General features: G+C 36.9%; 6 protein-coding genes. All 6 read right to left on the bottom strand.

Annotation, left to right across the window (positions count from 1 at the left end; all coding sequences use genetic code 11):
* Positions 1-332: 332 nt before the first annotated feature.
* The gene (locus tag Q0W04_RS02030) at positions 333-18,605 is read right to left on the bottom strand and encodes an Ig-like domain repeat protein (RefSeq protein ID WP_298499694.1); all 18,273 of its coding nucleotides are present in this window, start codon (positions 18,603-18,605) and stop codon (positions 333-335) included.
* Positions 18,606-18,988: 383 nt separating this feature from the next.
* A complete protein-coding gene (locus tag Q0W04_RS02025) occupies positions 18,989-19,183 on the bottom strand; it encodes a hypothetical protein (protein WP_298499691.1) in 195 nt (64 codons plus the stop codon).
* A 208-nt stretch (positions 19,184-19,391) separates the two neighbouring features.
* The gene (locus tag Q0W04_RS02020) at positions 19,392-19,973 is read right to left on the bottom strand and encodes a 30S ribosomal protein S3ae (RefSeq protein WP_298499688.1); all 582 of its coding nucleotides are present in this window, start codon (positions 19,971-19,973) and stop codon (positions 19,392-19,394) included.
* A 721-nt stretch (positions 19,974-20,694) separates the two neighbouring features.
* Positions 20,695-21,015, bottom strand: coding sequence for a NifB/NifX family molybdenum-iron cluster-binding protein (locus Q0W04_RS02015; RefSeq protein ID WP_298499685.1), 321 nt, complete (start codon positions 21,013-21,015; stop codon positions 20,695-20,697).
* Positions 21,016-21,024: 9 nt separating this feature from the next.
* Positions 21,025-21,783 carry an S-methyl-5'-thioadenosine phosphorylase gene (mtnP, locus tag Q0W04_RS02010; protein ID WP_298499680.1) on the bottom strand — a complete coding sequence of 253 codons (759 nt, stop codon included), beginning with the start codon at positions 21,781-21,783 and terminating at the stop codon, positions 21,025-21,027.
* A 6-nt stretch (positions 21,784-21,789) separates the two neighbouring features.
* A complete protein-coding gene (locus Q0W04_RS02005; RefSeq protein ID WP_298499677.1) occupies positions 21,790-23,238 on the bottom strand; it encodes an RtcB family protein in 1,449 nt (482 codons plus the stop codon).
* Positions 23,239-23,293 lie beyond the last annotated feature (55 nt).

The following is a 23,293-nucleotide window of genomic DNA, read 5'->3' as shown; positions in this document are numbered from 1 at the left end:
AAAATGTTGAAATGTTTTTAAAAAAATTTTAAAAATTTAGTGTAAAATGTACATAAAAAATTACTAAATACTAAATAAAATTATGCAAATTCCATATAATTACCTATCAAATATTTATTTAAATTATAAATTAAGTATACAGTTTAATATTTTGATTAAAAGGTTGATTAATATCAGTATTATACTCACAATATTGATATCTTTTTATAAATATTATTGTTGGCAAATACAACAATATTGTAAAAAAAAATAAAAAATAATGAAAGCATTGGCGAATCCGACCCAATACAGTCAATATTGAAAATATTACATATATGCAATAAAAATAATACTTAGAATCTTCTTCTAATTTGAGAAGATCCTAAACATAATAATATTAATAATATTACCAATATCGGATTACCTGTTGGGTATGATGCCAAGCTAATTCCACTGCGATAAATTGAAGTTTTGTTTTCAGTTTCATTTAAAGGATTGACTTTTATATTACCTGTTGCATTTGCTGGCAGGTACTTGTCGTCACCTGAGTAGTATGCCTTAATTGCATGAATGCCTTCAGTCAGATTCCTGATGATGAATACTGCTTTTCCGTTTTCAATATCTGCAGTGTAGCGTTTGCCTTCAATTTCAATTGTTATTGTACCGGTTGCATCCTGTGGAACGGTTACTGTGATTATACCATCTTCACCTACGGTTATTTCAGGTGCATCAACACTGACCGGAGGCATTACTTTCAATACATCGAATGTGGTTGCATTATCACTTGGAAGATATAAATCCGTTCCGTTATAGTAGACATGCACGTCCTTTTCACCTGCACTGAGGCCAGGTACAATCAGTTGCGCATTTCCGTTTTCATCCAATGAGACAGTGTAAGTTTCATTTTCTAAAACCACTGTAACATTTCCGGTTACTCCTTTAGGACCAACTTTAATGTTGATTGTTGCATTTTCACCGACATGGATATCATCAGCTGTTACAACAACATCTGTAGGTATCAAATCCCTTACATGGAATACGTCTGAAGTATTTACGCTTGTGTAGTTTTCATTTCCAGGATAAAGTGCAAATGCAGGATATGTTCCAACCGGCAAACCAATAATATTCCAGGTTGCATTTCCCATATAGTCAAGCTTGCTGTTTAAGGCAGCCAATACATCAGTGGTTACAACACCATTTTCAAGCGGAATTTCAACAGTTATGTTGTTGACTGTTACGAATACGACACCAGGTGCATTGACAGTCACGTTCAATACTTCAATTTCCCAGACCCAAATGTCTGCAACTTCAATAGTGATTATTGGAATCAGTTTAGCGACATTGAAGATTCCGGATGTTGAATTAGGTAAGTATTTGTCATTTCCACCATATACAACTGTGACATTGTAATCTCCGGCACCCAAATCAACTACAGGAAGTTCCACAATACCCTGATTGATTGGAACATCAGTGTAGTTTCTATCTCCAACAGTGATGTTTACAACACCTGTTGCACCTTTAGGCAGAATTACAACCAAAATCTCATCCTCACCGTAAGTGATGTTTTCTGTTTTGAGATCAATTGGAGTAGAGTATTTTTCGGCAGTTACATTTTCACTTGTGTAATTGTTGTTGGTCATGTTGGTATCGGTTTCGTTTGACTTGAGGATTACCGCATTTTCAATTGTTCCTTCACGAATGATTTCAACAGTCAGAGTTAATGTATGGGTTGAACCATTTGTGAGTTTTCCTATATACCAAATGTTTTCGGATGCGTTATAATCACCTATGGTTGCATTATATTTAATCAAGACAACGTTATCTGATAGTTTTTCAGTGACATTTACATCTGTTGCATCGCATGGGCCATAATTATGGACTGTGATGACATAGACAATTTCGTCTCCAACTTTTGCGGTTGTTTTGCTTACTGTCTTATTGACACTTACATCAACAATGTTTACTGCAGTAATGTTGTCGATTTCATCCCTGTTTGTGGACGGATCGGTGTCATTTTCACTGCTAGTTACAACAACCACATTTGAGATTGTGCCGTTACTGATTACCTGAGCAATTATTGACAGGTATGCCCTGTTCTGACTGGTTAAGTTACCTATATACCAGATGCCTTCACCAACATCATAATATCCGTTTTGGGTTATGTTGTTGAGCAGTTTGAGATGAGGACTTAAAACCTCACTCACATTGACGTTGGTTGCATTGCAAGGACCTGCATTATATACAACAATGTCAAATTCGATTATGCCAGTAACATTGACAACACCTGAAACATTGGCTGTTTTTGTAATGTAGAGATCAACAGCCGGTTTTGCAGTAATGTTAGGAATACTAGCATTATTGTTGGACTTGTTGGTATCGTTTTCAGTGCTTGTGATAACAACCGCATTGGTAATGTTACCTGCTGAGATTACCTGAGTTTCAATAATCAACTGTCTCCAATCGTTTTTAGCCAAGTTACCAATATACCAAATACCCTCAGTAACGTTATAATAGCTGTTCCATGTGTAATAGTTAACCATTTTAAGATGAGGACTTAAAACCTCAGTAACATTAACATTAGTGGCATCACAAGGACCGTTGTTCCAAACAGTTATTGTAAATATAACTGTTTGTCCTACCAGCACAACATCACCAACATTGACCTTTTTGGTAATATTCAAATCAACGACATCCCAAGCAGTAATGTTAGGAATACTTGCGTTGTTGTTTGATTTGTTGGTATCGTTTTGAGTACTGTTAACACTGACCACATTTGTAATGTTACCTGCAGAGATTACCTGAGTTTCAATAATCAGTTGTCTCCAATCGTCTTTGGCCAAATCACCAATATACCATATACCTTCAGTGACATTATACTCACTGTTCCAGGTATGATAGTCAACCATTTTAAGATGAGGACTTAAAACCTCAGTAACATTAACATTGGTAGCATCACAAGGACCATTATTTCTAACAGTAATAGTAAATATAATTGAATCACCGATACAAACAGAACCGGTTGTAACGTCAACAGTCTTATTAATAGATAAATCAACAACGTCCACAGCAGTGATGTTAGGGACACTAGCATTATTGTTGGACTTGTTGGTATCGTTTTGAGTACTGTTAACACTGACCACATTTGTAATGTTTCCTGCTGAGATTACCTGAGTTTCAATAATCAACTGTCTCCAATCGTTTTTAGCCAATTTGCCAATATACCAGACACCCTCAGTGACATTATACTCACTGTTCCAAGTATGATAGTCAACCATTTTAAGATGAGGACTTAAAACCTCAGTAACATTAACATTGGTAGCATCACAAGGACCATTATTTCTAACAGTAATTGTAAATATGATTGAATCGCCGATGCAAACAGTATCTGTTGTAACGTCAACAGTCTTATTAATAGTTAAATCAACAATATCCAAGGCAGTAATGTTTTTAATGCTTGCGTTATTGTTGGATTCGTTAGTGTCATTTTCACTGCTTGTTACAGCGACAACATTGGAAATGTTTCCAGGAGAAACAACTTCAGCTACAATGACCAGTTGTCTCCAATCTCCCTTAATCAATGTGCCAATGTACCAGACACCTTCAGTGACATTATACTCACTGTTCCATGTACTGTATCCGATCATTTTAAGATGAGGACTTAAAACCTCAGTAACATTAACATTGGTAGCATCACAAAGACCAATGTTTCTAACTGTTATTGTAAATACGACAGTTTGTCCCACCAATACGACATCTTTAACATTGACATCTTTTGTAATTGTCAAATCAACGACATCCACAGCAGTAATGTTAGGAATACTTGCGTTGTTGTTTGATTTGTTTGTATCGTTTTCTGTACTTGTAACAACAACCACGTTGGTAATGTTACCTGCTGAAATCACTTCAGTTGAGATAATGAGTTGTCTCCAATCGTCTTTGGCCAATTTGCCAATATACCAGACACCCTCAGTAACGTTATAATAGCTGTCCCAGGTACTGTATCCAATCATTTTAAGATGAGGACTTAAAACCTCAGTAACATTAACATTGGTAGCATCACAAGGACCATTGTTCCAGACAGTAATGGTGAACACAACTGAATCGCCTAGGGCGACAACGCCTGTAACGTCAACTGTCTTGGTAATGTTTAAATCAACAATGTCAAAAGCAGTAACGTTTTTAATGCTTGCATTATCATTGGATCTGTTGGTATCGTTGTCATTGCTTGTAACGTTGACGAAATTGGTAATATTTCCTGATGATATGACTTCAGCAATAATTGTCAGATTATGGGTTTGTCCTTTATCCAGATTACCTATAACCCATGTAGCGCCGTCATATTCCCCCATGGTTGTAGTATTGGATACGATTTTCAGATGAGAGTTTAGAACTTCACTTACATATACACCGGTAGCATTGCAAGGACCGACATTTGTAACGGATATTGTGAATTCGATTTTATCGGTTACATTGACAACACTTACATTGACCTTTTTGGTAATCTGCAGGTCAACATTGGTTATTGCAGTGATATTTTTGATGCTTGCATTGTTGTTTGTGTAGTTGGTTTCATTTTGATATGCAAAGCCAACGACAGCATTTGAGATGTTTCCTGCATAAATAACCTGAGCAACAATTGTTAATGTAACGTTATTGCCGACAGTAATGTTATCAATGTTCCATGTGTAACCGTCATAATGACCTTGGCTTGTAACGTTGCTAATCAAAGCGAGTTTGTCGCTTAATGATTCGATTACATATACACCGGTAGCGTTACAAGGACCGTCATTGAACACTGTAATTGTAAATTCAATATAATCTGTTACGCCTATTTCATCAGATGTGACATTGACAGTTTTGTTGACTCTTAAATCGACAACAGGCAATGCTGCAATGATGACTTCATCCCTGTTATTGTATGGATCGGTATCGTTTTCTGTGCTGTTGACAACAACCACATTTGAAATGACGATTCCATCCCTTATGACCTGAGCCACAATAGTTAAATTCACATATGAACCGTTTGTCATATTGCCGATATGCCAAATACCTTCAGTAGCATTATAATAACCGAATTCGGTTGTAGCATTGACAAATTTAAGATAAGAGTTTAAAGGCTCACTTACATTGACGTTGGTTGCATTGCAAGGACCGTCATTATAAACGACAATAATATATTCTATGTAATCAGTTACCTCAACAAATCTTGATGTTACATTTACGTCTTTAGTAATCTGCAGGTCAACAGCAGGTTTTGCAGTAATGTTAGGAATTGTATCATTGTTGTTGGATTTGTCTGTATCGTTTTCTGTACTGTTTACGCTAACAGCATTGGTAATGTTTCCGACTGAAACGACTTCGGTCACGATAATAATTTGTCTCCAATCATTTTTGGCCAAATCACCAATATACCAGATACCTGCATCGACATCATAATAGCTGTCCCAGGTAATGTATTCAACCATTTCAAGATGAGGACTCAATACTTCAGTCACATTAACATTGGTAGCATCACAAGGACCGTTATTTCTAACAGTGACTGTAAATACGACAGTTTGTCCAACCAACACTTCCCCATTGACATTGACCTCTTTTGTAATGTCCAAATCAACTACAGGTATTGCAGTGATGTTAGGAATAGTGTCATTGTTGTTGGACATGTTGGTATCTTCGTCAAATCCGAAAATTTCAACATAATTTGAGAAATTTCCAGGTTCTGTCACACGAGCAACAATTGTCAAAGTAGCAGTGGCACCTGCATCCAAGTAGCCGATATACCATGTGTAACCGTCATATGTGGTGCCAGGAGTTGCATTATGACTGTATTCGACAAGATAGTTGAAATCCAAAGCTTCAAGCACATAGACACCGCTCGCATTACAAGGACCGTTGTTTGTAGCAGTGATATTGAATTCAACCAGATCACCTACATTGACAATGCCTGTTGTGACATTGACTGTCTTGTTAATTGCCAGGTCAACTTTGGTAACTGCAGTAATAGGAGTGATTTGATCTTCATTATTGCTTGGGTCAATGTCAGTCATATTACTGGTCACGTTAACATAATTTCTTATAATTCCGGAGTATACAATTCTTGCTTCAATTGTTAAAGTTGTATTGGTACCGTTAGTCAGATTACCGATAAACCATGTATATCCGTCATACCATTGGATAGTACTGGTATTGTTGCCTGTGGTATTGCTGATAATGCTAAGACAATCGCTTAAAGGTTCATAAACATATACATTGACCGCATCACAAGGACCGTCATTTGATACTGTAATAGTAAACTTGATTACTTCGGTCACCGGAACTTCAGTAGCGGTAACATTGACGGTTTTGTTGATTCTTAAATCAACTATAGGTTTTGCAGTAATATTAGGAATGCTTGCATTGTTATTTGATTTATCAGTGTCATTTTCTGTACTGGTTACATTAACCACATTGGTAATATTTCCAATAGAGATTACTCTAGCTATAATCTCTAACTTACGCCAGTCACCGTTAGCCAAATCACCGATATACCAGACACCGCTGGTAACATTATAATTAGCCCCCGCACTATAACTTTCCAGTTTAAGATGGGAATCTAAAACTTCATTTACTGTTACATTAGTTGCATTGCACGGACCGTTGTTTCTAACAGTTATTGTGAATGTGATTGTATCATTGTAATATACTGTATTATTTATAACATCAGATTCTTTTGTAATGTTTAAATCAACTATAGGCAATGCTGTAATGTTATCGATAGTGTCATTGTTATTTGATGGGTCAGTATCATTGTCATAACCATGTATTTCAACATAGTTTGAGAAATTGCCCGGTGCGATAACCCAAGCAGATATTCTCAATACAAGAACCTCATGCACGTTTAAGCGACCAATATCCCAGATATGGCCATCATATGTAGTGCCTCTAGGTGCAATATAAGTGAAATTACGTCCTAGATGAGTGAAATCTAACTCTTCAAGCACATAGACACCGCTTGCATTACAAGGACCACCATTATAAGCAATAACTGTAAATTCAACTAAATCACTGACATTGACAACATTATTACCAGTATATAATTTAAATATTTGAAGATCTACATGAGCGGTTGCATTAAGTGTAAGGCTATCCTTATTGTTGGAAAGGTTATAATCAATTCCTGTACCGGTCACATTAACCCTGTTTACAATAATTCCTGCATAATCAATATCCACATCAATTGTTAAATTGACTGTAGATCCGTTGGTCATGTTTCCGATATACCATTTATATCCATCATAGTGGCCTTGGGTAGTAGTGTTGCCCCTAATTATAAGATTTTTAGCCAAAGGCTCGATTACATATACATCAGTGGCATTGCAAGGACCTGCATTGTGAACTGTAATGGTAAATTTAAGTTTATCTGTCACGTCAACGTTTGTTGATGAAACGTTTACTGATTTTTTGATTTGCAAATCAAATACGATTACTGATGTGAGATTTTTAGTTTCAGCCCAGTTATTGGACATGTTAGTGTCCATTTCTGTACTGTTTACAGCAACCACATTTGAAATGGTTCCATTGCTCATCACTTGAGCTTCAATGGTTAAAACTGCAGATGATTTGTTTTTCAAATCTCCAACATGCCAGATGCCCTCAGTCACATTGTAATAACCGTTTGCTGTGTCGGATTTAACAAATCTTAGATGACCGCTTAAAACCTCACTTACATTGACATTTGTAGCATTGCACGGACCAGCATTGTATACAGTGATTGTGTATTTGATGTAATCAGTTACATTTACAATGTTTCCGGTAACATTGACCTCTTTTGTAATGTTTAAATCAACAATAGGTATTGCGGTAATGTTAGGAACGCTTGCATTGTTGTTGGATTTGTTTGTATCTTCTTCTGTACTGTTTACACTAACAGCATTGGTAATGTTTCCAACTGAAGTCACTCTTGCAACAATCTCCAGTTGTCTCCAATCGTCTTTAGCCAAATCACCGATATACCAAACACCGCTAGTAACATTATAATTAGCCCCTGTACTATAACTTACCAGTTTAAGATGAGAATCTAAAACTTCAGTAACATTCACGTTTGTAGCATTGGACGGACCGTTGTTTCTAACTGTTATTGTAAAGAGAATTGTATCGTTGTAGTGAATAGTACGGTTTGTAATATTATCAGTTTTTGTAATATTCAAATCAACGATAGGTTTTGCGGTAATGTTCGAGATGCTTGCATTGTTGTTTGATTTGTTGGTATCATTGTCGTAACAGAATATTTCAACATAGTTTGTGAAATTGCCCGGTGCGATAACCCAAGCAACAATTGTTAAAGAAATACGTTCCTTACTGTTTAAATTACCAATAATCCATGTTCTTCCATCATATGTAGTGCCCGGAGCAGATACATAATAAGTGAAATTGCGTCCGAGATGAGTAAAGTCTAAAATTTCAGACACATAAACACCGCTTGCATTGCAAGGACCGTCATTATATGCCTCAACAACGAATTCAACCTTGTCAGAGACATTTACAACAGTAGGATTGCCGACAACGATTTTTGAAACACTCAAATCTACATGAGCTGTTGCGTTAAGTGTAACGTTATCCTTATTGTTTGAAAGATTATAATCAATTCCCCTACCGGTCACATTAACCTTATTTTCAATTATACCACCATAAGCTATGCTTGCAACGATTGTTAAATTGACGGTAGAACCGCTGGTCATGTTACCGATAATCCATGTATAACCGTCGTAAGTTCCCTGAGTAGTGGTATTGCTTATGATTCTGAGATTATAGCTTAAAGGTTCGGCCACATATACATCAGTAGCATTACAAGGACCTGCATTGTGAACTGTAATGTTAAACATGATTATTTCAGTCACATCAATATCTCTTGAAACGTTAACCACTTTTTTGATTTGTAAATCGAAGACAATAACAGCAGTGATATCATCAATTGCTGCCCTGTTGTTATCAAGATCTGTGTCCTTTTCAGTACTGTTTACAACAACCACATTGGAAATGATTCCTTCACTTACCACTTGAGCCTCGATGGTTAAAACAGCTGTGGACTGATTTTTCAAATCTCCAACATGCCAGATACCCTCAGTCACATTGTAATAACCGTTTGCTGTGTCAGATTTGACAAATCTGAGATGACTGCTTAAAACCTCACTGACATTGACATTTGTAGCATTGCAAGGACCGTCATTGAATACGGTTATTGTGTATTTGATGTAGTCTGTTACATTAACGACATCTCCTGTGACATTGGATTCTTTTTTAATCTGTAAATCAACAATAGGCATTGCTGTGATATTAGGAATGCTTGCATTGTTATTTGATTTGTTGGTGTCCTCTTCTGTGCTGTTTACACTAACCACATTGGTAATGTTTCCGACTGCAATTACTCTGGCTTCAATGATTAGCTGTCTCCAGTCACCTTTGGCCAGAGTACCGATATGCCAGATGCCTTCAGTAACATTGTAGTCACTGCCCCATGTATGATAAACAACCAGTTTAAGGTGTGAATCCAAAGCTTCGGTCACGTTCACATTGGTTGCTTCGCAAGGACCTTTATTTCTGACTGTAATTGTAAATATTATTGTGTCGTTGAAATCGACAACAGTTCCAACGTTGACAGATTTTGTAATGTTTAAATCAACTATAGGTTTTGCGGTAATGTTTGGAATGCTTGCATTGTTGTTTGACATGTTAGTATCGTTACCGAAACCGAATATTGCAACATAATTTGAGAAATTGCCCACTGCAGTAACCTCTGCAACAATTGTCAGGGTAGCATTTTCGCCGGCATTCAAAAAGCCAATGTTCCATGTAGTCTGATTATCGTAAACCCCTTTAGTTGCACTGCTTGAAACCAAAGTTAGATGGGCAGTGTCTAAAGCTTCATATACATATACACCACTTGCGTTACATGGACCGTTGTTATATGCGATGACAGTAAACTCAATCAAGTCACTGACATTAACAACGCCGGTTGTGACATTGACTGTTTTATTTATGGCCAAATCCATATGTGCTGATACATTAATTGGAGTAATGTTATCCTTATTATTGGTAAGGTTAGTATCAATTTCACGGCATGTTACATTAACTGCATTTTCAATAGTACCTGAATATGCGCTTTGGGCAACAATTGTTAAGGTTGCAGTGGATCCGCTGGTCAGGTTACCGATAATCCATGTATAACCATCATAGCTGCCCTGACTGGTAACATTACTGATTATTTGAAGAATATCGCTTAAAGGTTCACATACATATACATCAGTAGCATTACAAGGACCTGCATTATAGACAGTAATATTAAACATGATCACTTCAGTTATGTCAATATCGGTTGAAGAAGCATTAACTGTCTTGTTAATCTGCAAATCAACTATATTTACTGCAGCAATATCCACAATTTGATCTTTGTTATTTGACAGGTCAGTGTCTTTTTCTGTACTGTTTACCTCGACCACATTTGAAATGGTTCCGTTGGTTATCACCTGAGCATGAATGGTTAAAACTGCGGTTGACTGATTTTTCAGCTCGCCGATGTACCACATACCTTTAGTTACATTATAATAACCGTTAGCTGTTTCTGCTTTAATCAGCTTGAGATGGGAACTTAAAACCTCTGATACGTTTACGTTTGTTGCGTTTGAAGGACCTGCATTGAACACAGTGATTGTATATTTGATGTAATCTGTCACATTAATGACACCTGAGACGTTTACCTCTTTTTTAATCTGCAAATCGACAATGTCTATTGCTGTGATATTAGGAATCTCATCCTTGTTGTTGGATTTGTTGGTATCATTTTCACTGCTTGTTACGACAACCACGTTAGAAATGTTTCCTGCAGAAATAACTTCGGCCGTAATGACCAGTTCACGCCAATCGCCTTTAGTCAAGGTGCCGATATACCAAATGCCTTTTCCAACATCATAAGTACTTGCCCAGGTATGATATTCAATCATTTTAAGATGAGGGCTTAACTTCTCGGTGACATTTACATTTGTGGCATCGCAAGGTCCGTTGTTTTTAACTGTAATTGTAAATACTATTCTGTCACTTACATTGACTGTGCTTGTTTTGATATCAACAGTCTTGTTGATTTGTAAATCGACAATGTCAAATGAGGTTATGTTTTCAATGCTGTCATTGTTATTTGATTTGTTTGTATCGTTGTCTGAACCGAATATTGCAACTGCATTGGAAATTGTGCCCGCTGATATTACCTCAGCTATGATTGTTAGGCTTTGGGTTTCCCCTTTATTTAAATCGCCGACAATCCATGTGGCACCGTCATAGTCTCCCTTGGTTGTAGTGTTGGATAAAATCTTAAGATGCTTGCTTAAAATTTCACTTACATATACACCAGTTGCATTGCAAGGACCGTTGTTTGTAACATTAATGGTAAATTTGATTTTATCGGTTACGTTGACAGAACCGCTTACATTAACCTCTTTGGTAACTTTCAAGTCAACATTGGCTATTGCTGTAAGGTTTTTGATAGCTGCATAATTATTTTTATAGTTGGATTCGTTTTCAAATCCGAAAACATGAACTGCATTTGAAATGTTTCCAGGATAAGCAATACGGGCAACGATTGTTAATGTTGCATTGGCGCCTTTTGCAAGATATCCGATATTCCAGGTATCTCCTCTGTATGTTCCTGTACTTGTCTTGTTGGAAATTATTTTCAAATGACCGTCAATAGGTTCTTCTACAACAACACCTGTTGCATTGGAAGGTCCGTCATTGAATACTGTAATGTTGAACTGGATTATGTCAAGCACATTTACAACTTCAGCAGTGACATTGACAGTCTTATAGATGCGCAAATCGATGAGGTCTACAGCTGTGAAGTTGCGTGCTGAAGCGACGTTGTTGGAGAGATTTGTATCGTTTCCTAAACCTGTTACCCAAACTGTGTTGGTAATAGGTCCCATATGAATTACTTCAGCAGTTATTGTCAATGTTTCAAAATCACCAACTTCCAAATCGCCGATATACCAGTAGCCGCCTGTAAGATTATAGCTACCTGTTGTCGCTTTAGCCCTATCCAATTTGAGATATGGACTTAATCTTTCTGTCACGTTTACGCCGTAAGCCTTACTTGGACCGTGGTTGGTTACTGTTATTGTGTATTTTATAACATCGGAAACGTTTACATAATCTGCAGTTATATTAACCTCTTTTGTAATGTGCAAATCATTGTACGGAACCACTTCAAACAATGCCCAATCAGTATCGCCTGTGTGGTCCAAATCACCACTAAATGAAGCTGTTGCATTGTAATGACCGATAGGCAGGCCTGAAATATTGTATCTTGCTCCGGTACCGTTGAGCACTTCAATTTCGAATGTTGTGTGGTTTGTATCGTTGAATGTTACTGTTACTGTTCCGTTGAGGTTACCCCATGCACCGTCAGTCAATTCAATGAGTACTGTCTGGTTCTGGGAATAGAAAATCGGATTGTGAACGTAGATATTAACGATACTTCTGTTTGACAGAGTATCTCTTAAATAAGTGTAGTACCTGTCAGCTTTATGTACATATGCAAAATAGTATGTTTCGCCGTCTTTAGCGTCAAAATTGTATGTGACCTTACCGTCCTTATCGGTTACAACATCGGCGGTTGTCAATTGCACTCCTCTTCCATCATACACTTCAACAGTAACATTGATATTTACTTCCCTGTCGCTTTGTTTTGGAGCTGAATTAGCTTTTGTTCTGTTATCAACTCCCCAGTAGGTTACATTACTGCATGAAAGTGCATAGGTGCTTTCCTGCCAGATTGCATTAAGGAGATTGTCAAATCCTAAAAATATTGCACTGGTGTAGTTGTTTCCTTGCTCATCCACACCAACATGTTTTTCTATGAATGTTTTTGAATTAGCCTGATTGTCCAGAAGAACAGAATCCTGCAAGGAGAATCTGTTGAATTTGGTACCGTATATTGCTGAACCCTGGAATGCAGTGTTGTTGAGCAAATCGCTTCTAAGTATTATACTTGATCCGCCTTTATTATTATAATTATAATAGATTGCACCACCTTTCTCTTCAGCAGTGTTGAATTCCATAAGGGAATCTGTTAACTGAACATGGCCGTCTTGAGAGAATATTCCTCCACCCTTTTTTGCACTATTATGGTCAATAGTGGAATCATATATCAATTCATCTTCATTTTCACTGTACAAAGCTCCACCATTTTGATTAGCGACATTGCCTGTAAATGAAGAGCCATATATACGGGCAGTTATCTTTTTAAAGTATAATCCACCACCCAAATCAGCATTGTTTTCTTCGAATGTTGAATTGTAAACATAAATATTGGAGGAACCTCTTTCCCTTGTGAAATAAACAGCTCCACCCTGTGAAATTCCATCGTCAGTTGAAGCGCGTGAACCGATGACAGTAACATTGTTTAAAGTTTTGCCGTCTTTCAAATAGATTGCACCACCGTGAACATCCCCTGTGTTCTTATAGGCACGTGCCCCTTCAATAGTAACATTATTTAATTCAGTAAGAGTAGTCGCATAGATTGCACCACCGTCAGCACTGTTGGCAGAATCAATCACTTCTGTTTGGGAATATGTAATTGAAATGTTGTTAAATTCCTTAGGAGTACTTCCTCTCCAATAGATTGCACCACCGTTACCGGAAGCGAATGTGTTTGAAATTGTTGCGTTGACTAATGTACCTCCATATCCGGCATAGTAAATTGCTCCTCCACCAGCATTCATTTTAACATTTTTGGATGAAGAATTATCAATGATAATATTGGTCAATACATCACTGGAACCGCTGATGTAAATGGCTCCACCATTGTTGGTTTTTGCACAATTTTCATCATTGTTTGCTGAAGATTTGAATATTTTAATATCATTTAAGGTACAATACCAACCTGATACATGAATGGCACCACCATCAGATGATTTTGAACCGTCAACTGAATTTGATGAAGAATTGAATATTGTAACGTTATTGAGCATACCGTTGGCACCTTTCCAATAGATTGCACCACCATCATCATTTTGTGTTGAAGCGACTTCAATTGTAACGTTGATTAATGAACAGTCGGAACCTAACATTGCAATTGCACCACCAGGTCCTCTTTCAATTGTAGAATTAAAGATAGCGGAATTTGAAATGGTAATATTTGAATCTCCTTTTACACCTAAAAGAATTGCTCCACCACCTTCACCGTAACCACCGCTTACATTACCAACATGTGAATTATAGATGTAACAATGGTCGATTATACAGTTTTTAGCAGGACCTTCCTTCATCAATATGGAACCTCCACCGGCATTAGCTTTATTTCCGTCAAATGTGTTGTTAAACAGATATGAATCAGCCATCTGATTTGCAATAGCTCCACCATATAATCCTGCAGTGTTGTTATAGAATTGGCTGTAGATAATAGTTAAGTTTGTACTTTTACCACCCTGGTCACCGGTATAGAGAGCTCCACCGTCACGTGCAGCTGTGTTGTTGATAAACAGACAATTTTCAATTCTACTGTCCTTAGCGTGGAACCAGTCAATAGCTCCTCCGTGTCTTGATGCTGCAGTGTTGTTGATGAATATGGAATCCTTGATTAAACCCCCTGATGCAATAACGTTTCCCTGTGTCCAGTAGATTGCACCTCCACCTTTATTGGTATCGTGAGCCACGTTATTTGTGAAAGTGGATCCTATAATGGAATCGTCCCCGTGTCCACCGAGCCAGTTGATTGCACCACCATCAAGCACTGCGTCGTTATGGTCAAACCAGGAATAGTAAACAGATGCGTTTGAACCACCTATGTCCAATGCACCTCCACTACCTAAAGTTTTGGATGTTGCATTGTTGTAAGTGAAATTACAGTTTGATATAATTGTATCATCACCGTAAACTTTAATTGCACCGGCAGAATCAGCAACATTCTCATCCAGATTACAGTATGAAATGGTTGTATTTACACCACGGATATAGATTGCTCCCCCTTCACCGGCCTTTGATAAGGTGAAGTTTGAATAGGCAACTGTAGTTCCTATATCATCAATATAGATTGCTCCACCTTTCTTGCCTTTAACAGTACAGTTATAAAATGATGAATTTAGTATGTTAGTTCTTGCACCATCTACATAAATAGCTCCACCATCATTTCCTGCGGTAATATTGTCAAAGCTGGAGAGTCTGATTGTTGCTTCATCCCCTTTAACATAAATTGAACCACCGGAGGACCTTGATGAACTGTTGGAGAATTTGGATGTGTCGATGATTGCATCCTTACCTTCAATGAAAATCACACCACCCTGATTAGCAGTGTTGTTGTCAAACTCTGAACCTTCAATTACTGTCCTTTCCCCATTGATGAAAATAGCTCCACCACGGGCTAAATTACCTGGAACCCTATTGCCTGTGAAATTAGATGATGAAATGTGAGTATCCGGACCATTAATATAAATAGCCCCTCCACCATTGGTTGATGAAGTACCTTTAGCTATACAATCATCGAAATTACTTTCGGATATTTGAATACTTCCCTCTGCAACGTATACTCCACCACCGTTTTCACTGGCAATGCTTCCTGATACATTGGATCCTTTTATTGAAGAACCCCATGATGTTAAATAAATTGAACCACCGTATTTTGCTGTGTTTGAAGTGAATATGGAATCTTCGATTTTTGCAGCATTACCGTATGCGTAAATAGCACCTCCACCTTCACTGGCCTGACAGTCATCGAAATTGGACTGATTGACAACTGCATCAGACCCTTCAATATAAATTGCACCACCAAGAGCTTTATTTTTAGTGTTCAAAGCTTTGGATGAAGTGAAGTTGGATTTTTCAATGTTTGCATTGGAACCTGCAACAAATATTGCACCACCATTTCTGTTTACAACTGTGCTTCTTATGAAATTACTTTCTAAAATATCTGCATTATTCCCTGCCACATATATTGATCCGCCATAATCTCTAGCAGAGACATCTGTAAAGTTGGAATAGGATATGGTAGTGTTGATACCTTCAATATAGATTGCTCCACCATCATATGCTTCACTGTTCTTGAATGAGGAACTGTTAATGTAGGCATTGGTACCGCTTACATATATTACCCCACCATAGTGTGAGTCACACTCATCAAAGTTACAATCCAATATCCTTGCATCATCACCCTGAACATCGATTGCACCACCACGGGCATATGGATCACCCAAAGCGTTACACTGTGTGAAATTTGAAAGTGAAATTGTTGTATTTGCACCGTCTACAAATACAGCACCACCATTAAATTTTGTGGTTATTGAGTTGTTGAATGTGTTGCCTTCAAGCACTGCATTTGAACCCCATACAGCTATGGCACCACCATAGTTTACGGCTTTGCCGTCGGAAAATCTGGAATTGACAATAACTGCGTTTGCACCGTTGATGTTGATTGCAGCACCGGTACCGCCAACAGAGGAAACTGCATCATTGTGTTTGAATGTTGAGTCATCAACTATAGTGCCGTTACCTTCAATGAATATTGCACCACCGACAACAGCCTCGGTATTTGTGAAAGTTGATTTTGTGATGTTTGCGTCATTACCGGCTACATAGATTGCACCACCACGGTGGTCAGTGACCACATCAACCTTACAGTCGTCAAAAATACAGTCAAAAATGTGGGTTTCGTTACCGATGATATATACTGCCCCACCATTTTTTGCTGTTGAAATGCAATTTGTGAAATTGGAATGCATAACTTTTACGTCATTACCTGTTATGAACAGTGCTCCACCATCGGATTTGGCGGAACTTTGGGCGAAAGATGATGTGTCTATTGTTACATTTGAACCTGTAAGACATATTGTTCCCCCTTTGGAATTTGAGTATTCACCTTCAAGAGGGTCCCATCCGCTTACACCCTTATTGTTGATGCATGTAATATTGTACATGTATCCGTTGTCACCTTCCCAATATATTGCACCACCGTCATCATTACCTATGTTGTCTGTGAATGTGGAATTATACAAAGTACAGTCCACACCATTGACATATAATGCTGCGCCGTCTCTTGCAACACAGTCATTAAAGTCACAATTATAGATATGAGTCCTATTACCTATGACATATATAGCACCACCATTATTGGTAGCACTACATGAACTAAATGTAGTATCATTAACAATAACATCATTACCGGTTATGAATAATGCACCACCATCAACTTTTGAGTAGTTCATACTCTCATTCATATAAGCGGAAGATATTGTAAAGCTGGATTTAGTAAGTGTTACATTTGAACCTGTAAGACATATTGTTCCACCTCTGGTACTTGAGTACTTACCTTCAAGAGGATCATACCCACTTACCCCTTTGTTGTTTATACATGTTATGTTGTATATGTATCCTTCATCACCATTCCAATATATTGCACCACCATCATCGTTAGCAACATTATTGGTAAAAGTAGAATTATACAAAGTGCAACCAGTACCATTAACATATAAAGCTGCACCGTCTCTTGCAATACAGTCAGTAAAATCACAGTTATAGATATGAGTCCTATTACCTATGACATATACCGCACCACCATTATTAGTGGCATTGCAATTAATGAATTCGACATTGTCTATTGTAACATCATTACCAGTAACGAATAACGCACCACCATCAACTTTTGAATAATCCTTGCTTTCATCCATAAATGATGAACCGTTTATAAATCTGGAGTCTGATACGGTGATATTTGATCCAGTAATGATGATTGTTCCACCACGTGTGCTTGAAGTGTTACCATCCTTTTTAGTGACACTTATTCCTCTGTTATTTGTACATGTTATATTGTAAATTATTCCATTGCTACCTTCCCAGTAAAGTGCACCACCGTCATCACCTGCAATGTTGTTGTCAAATATAACATTCCTGAAGGCAACATTACTAGCACTGATATATGCTGATCCACCATCACCTGTGGAACTACAGTTTATGAATGACGAATCCTCTATTGAAGATGAATGAGATGCACTTTCATTAAGATAGATTGCTCCACCATAACTGGCGGTATTGTTAATGAAAGTTGTGCCGGTAATTTTGAGGTATGACGAAGTAGAAAATGAATCTGATAGGTAAATGGCGGCACCACTTTTTGATACATGGTTATCAATGAAATAACAATTAACGATTTCAAGAGTTGATGTGGAATCCAGTTTGATTGCCCCACCATTGGTTCCGTTTGCATTGATGAAATGAATGTTTTGCAAAACAACACGGTGATTTGCACCTATATTGAAAATGGAAGCAATGTGGGATGCATCTAAGGTATGGCCTTTCCCGTCTATGGTTATGCTTTTGTCAATGACGATTCCGTTGACTAAAGCGACATCTCCACTGGAATATGTATAATTGATTTCCAAAGAAAGAGTGCCACCATCAGGAGTTTTGTCGATACTGCTATCTAGACCAGTAAAATTACCTGCAGGATCTCCCAAAATATCCTCTTGATTGTTTGTTCTAGAAATAGTGTTTAAATCATCGCTTGCAGTTGAAATTGTATGATTATCCACCGCATTTGCAGCAGATGCAACTGAAAGTCCGGATAAAAGCACTATGAACAAACAAATACCGAAAAATATTTGTTTTCTATCCATATATTATAACCTCAATTTTTCTATCCAACTTTCACGATAATTCAAACTGACGAAATAATAAAATATATTATTATATATTAATATGGGAATGCAAAATATATATTCTTTTTTGTATAATATAATTTTTCAAAAAAATAGAATCTGAGACAATTGCATCAGTAAAAATAAGAAAAATAAAAAAATGGGAAAATAAGATTATTTTTTAAATATATGGATTTATACTTCATCCAAAGGCATTAAAACACAAATCAAAGCCAACATATAGTTTTTTATATGAGGCATTTTTGAATCTATTGTATATTTTTTATGAGCGAATTTGAATTAATTTTTTCGGATTTTTGCATTATCTCACAGGCAGTGATTTCAGACGCTGAAACATTACCTCATACCCAATTGCAGTTTGTCATGGCGAAATAGCTTAATTCGGACACAGTAAAAACATCAATTTCGATAAGGACTGCTTCAGTGATTTTAACATTCCAAGTTAATGTAGAAATTGAAGTGGCAGATGGTTTACCTATATACCATTTGATTTCGATTGTGAAATAATTGCCAACACTTGCATTATATTTGACCAAGACACTATGATTTTGATAGTTTTTGTCATATATTTATATTTCCTGTGTCGTATAATCAATTATTTTGCAGGTTGATTGTGAGTGCCAAACTGTATTGATATTTTGCTGAATCATACATGTTGACCACACATTAGTGACAGAATACAGTCATCTAAAAACAGTAATTCAAAAAAAATGAAATAGAAAAAAAAGAAGTGGGAAAGTAATCCTATTTGATTACTTTACTTTTGATAATTTCAACCCTTTTGAGAGGGTAGATTTTTTTAGCGTTGTGGTAAATTTCAGATGCTAATTTACCGTTAACACATACTTTTACCAAATCATCAAATGATTTTTCAGCTGCTGCTTCTACGAGTAAATCTTCGATGGTTTTTCTCATGAATCTTTGTTGGGAAGATTTAGCTCTTCTGATGGTTACAGCTAAAACTTGTAATTTTAATTTGCGGTCATCTTTGGTTTTAACAACTGCGGAAGCATCGATTCTGGAAGTTCCTCTTCTAATCATACTTCTAACATAATCAGTTGTGGTTTTGTGACCGGTGAATTTAGTGTTTGCAACATCACCTGCAACATTATCAATTTCAAATCTGAGTTTGATGTATTGTTTTGAGAAATCTCCGGTTAATTCTCTCATAGTAACTTCTACGCCTCTACCAATGAGAAGTTCTGGATCTTTTGCTGGAGTTTCTCCAATTTCTTTGTCTTCAAAGTTCACTGGTGTTTTGATAGTATACCAGGACTTTTCTTTCCATGTATCACGTACTCTACGTCTTGATTTTGCTTTTGCCATTATATCTACCGTTTAATAAAATTTATTATATATTTAGTAATATAGCGTAACGCCATTAAAATTTTAAAAATAGCCTTAAATTTTGTAGTTTATTAATTACTACTCAAAATAAACTTTAAAAAGGATTATAAATTACCATTCATTTATAATCGTTTATTCGACTATTGTGAGCTATACTCACTTGATTTAAAGAATTATTTGTTATTAAGTTTTATTTTTTTAAAACCCGCCCATAAAGGTTATAGTTACATATTTTATTCATGATATATAAAGATTATTGAATTTTTGGAATTTGACCACAATCTGGAAAAAATTTTAAATAATAAAATTTCAAAAAGTTTACAGGACACAAATGAAAATTGAATCATCATCCTCAAAATTGAAAATAAAGCCACCAAAACCGATTTTCAAAATTGCTACAATAGATTGAAAAAAAGTTTACAATATATTTTTTTCACTTCAATATTATTGATTGAATGTTAAAAAATACATAAGGTTCACTAATTTGCTTCAAGATAAATGCAGTTAAAATCAAAATAATTAAAGATAGATAGTATTCGCCTAATTAAATGATTATTGGGAGATATTCATTTTACATAGAGCACAGGACAAATTAAGCGAATACAAATCCAATAAACAGATAATATCCCTCATATTACCCTAATTAATCATATATAACTATTGTTATTTAAATGTTTTTAAAAAAAATTATGAAAAAAAGTTAATTTTTCATAAAATTGTAATGATCAATGTATCTTTTCAAAACCTCATCGACAGGACCTTCATCCTTTACGAGTTTAATTCCCATATCTTCAGCTTTGATTTTGGACTTAAAACCATATTCCACTGCAATCAAAACATCACAGTCTTCACAAGCCTTTAAGACCTTACTTCCCTGATGTTTTGAATCCTCTGCAATTTCAACGGATCTGGACTCGACAAATGTCAAATCCTCCTCATAGTCATAAACACAAATGTTTTTACCTTTTCCAAGGTGCAAATCAACATTCACACCATCGGAAGACACAACAGCCAAACGCATTTAAATCACCTAAACCTCTGCACCATCCAAAGCATGATTGCAGGTGCAATCTTTTTTATCATCAACGTTTTTAATAAAATTATAAATCAATTCTAGCAGTTCTGTTTCCTTTTGAGCCACCATCTCAAACACTTCATCGATTGTAAGCTCCTGGTCGGATATTCCTGATGCATAATTGGATACGATACATATTGAATTGTAGCACATCTCCCTCTCACGGGCAAGGGTGACTTCAGGAAGGCCTGTCATTCCAACCAAGTCCCCTCCAAGCATTTTAAACATCTTTATCTCGGCAGGAGTTTCAAATCTTGGCCCTTCGGTACATACATATGTGCCTCCAAGGAGAACATCACCTGATTGGGCTAAAACATCCCTTAAATATGGACAATACGGTTCTGTAACGTCAATATGGACCACCTTATCTTCAAAGTAGGTTTTTGCCCTGTTTTGTGAGAAATCCAAAAAGTCATTCGGAATTACAAAAGCTCCGGGAGGCATGTTTTCGTTCATGGACCCAACGGAGTTTGTAGCTATTATTTTAGTAACGCCTACGTTTTTTAAAGCATCAATATTTGCCCTGAAGTTTATTTTATGAGGTGGAATTGAATGACCCTGTGCATGGCGGGGGATAAATGCCACCTTTTTGGAAAATATCTCCAAGATTGAAACTTTCACATCCCCATAGTCTGTTTTGACTAATTTCTCTTCACAGGAGTCAGCCTTTTGTGTAATTTCATATACACCACTGCCACCAATTATACCAATCATTTTAAACTACCCTTTGCAAACAGATAACGGCTTGACTTTAGCAACAAGTTTTGCAATACCAGTACTGTCTGAAACCCTTACTACACTGTCAACGTCCTTGTATGCACCAGGTGCTTCCTCTTCAATGACATGTTTGCTTGTAGCCTTGATTTTAATACCTTTTGTTGCCAAATCAGCAGTGATTTCATCAGCATCATAATCCTTTTTGGCCTTGGATCTTGAAAGTACCCTTCCGGCACCGTGTGCGGTGGAACCGAATGTCTCTTCCATTGCCTTGTCTGTTCCGCGAAGTACGTATGAAGCGGTACCCATTGTACCAGGAATCAGCACAGGCTGTCCGATGTCCCTGTATTTTTCAGGAACCTCTTCCCTTCCAGGGCCGAATGCACGTGTGGCTCCTTTTCTGTGAACAAGCACATCCTCTTCACGGTTGTAAATTTTATGCCTTTCCATCTTGACGATGTTGTGGGCCACATCATAGACAATGTCCATTTCCATTTCCCTTGCGGATTTTCCCAAAACATCCTCAAATGTTTCACGAATCCAGTGAGTCATCAATTGTCTGTTTGCCCATGCATAATTGGCTGCCGCAGCCATTGCCTGAATATAATCCTGAGCTTCTTTTGAGTCAAGTGGAGCACAGGCCAATTGTCTGTCATCAAGTTGGATTTTGTACTTCTTATATGCCTTATCCATTACTCTTAAATAATCTGAACATACCTGATGTCCGCAGCCCCTTGAACCTGAATGAACCATGATTACAATCATTCCCTTCTCAAGGCCGAATGCCTTGGCCGCTTCATCATCATAAATCTCATCAACAATTTGAACTTCCAGAAAGTGATTTCCGGAACCTAAAGAACCCAATTGAGGAATTCCTCTTTTTTTGGCCTTGTCGGATACGATACTTGAATCGGCATCTTCCATTTTTCCGTTTTCTTCCAAAACTTCCAAATCTTCGCTCCATCCATATCCATTGTTGACAGCCCATTCGGCACCAAGGTCAAGCACATCATTAATTTCATCTTCATTGAGCTTTATTTTACCTTTGCTTCCAACACCTGACGGAATATTTTTAAACAGCTTTTCTGTAAGCTCATCGAGTTTGTCCTCAATGTCTTCAAGAGTCAGGTTTGATTTAATCAGTCTGACACCGCAGTTTATGTCAAAACCGACTCCTCCAGGTGATACAATACCGTTTCTCATACTGAATGCGGCAACTCCACCTATTGGAAATCCGTATCCGAAGTGAATGTCTGGAAGTCCGATGGAATATCTCTGAACCCCCGGAAGACAGGCGATATTGACAATCTGTTCTATTGCACCCTCCTCCAGTTCATCAAAATATTCATCAGCAATGTAAAATCTTCCGGAAGCCCTCATTCTTTTATCAAAAGAGCCCGGAATTTCATAAACATTATCTCTAACTTTTTTGATTTCATCCTTTATTGTCATAAGCATCACTAAAATATTATGTTTTAATATTTATGTGTGATAATTAAATAAGGTT

Origin of the sequence: uncultured Methanobrevibacter sp. (assembly GCF_947170395.1) — an archaeon.
Lineage (GTDB): Archaea > Methanobacteriota > Methanobacteria > Methanobacteriales > Methanobacteriaceae > Methanocatella.
Note: the sequence above shows the minus strand (reverse complement) of the source record. Positions and strands in the feature narration are given on the sequence as shown.

Bases quoted from the DNA above. Each gene is read 5' to 3' on its own strand.
- Q0W04_RS02015 (WP_298499685.1), bottom strand. From the start codon at position 21,015: ATGCGTTTGGCTGTTGTGTCTTCCGATGGTGTGAATGTTGATTTGCAC.
- Q0W04_RS02020 (WP_298499688.1), bottom strand. From the start codon at position 19,973: ATGGCAAAAGCAAAATCAAGACGTAGAGTACGTGATACATGGAAAGAA.
- mtnP (WP_298499680.1), bottom strand. From the start codon at position 21,783: ATGATTGGTATAATTGGTGGCAGTGGTGTATATGAAATTACACAAAAG.
- Q0W04_RS02030 (WP_298499694.1), bottom strand. From the start codon at position 18,605: ATGGATAGAAAACAAATATTTTTCGGTATTTGTTTGTTCATAGTGCTT.
- Q0W04_RS02005 (WP_298499677.1), bottom strand. From the start codon at position 23,238: ATGACAATAAAGGATGAAATCAAAAAAGTTAGAGATAATGTTTATGAA.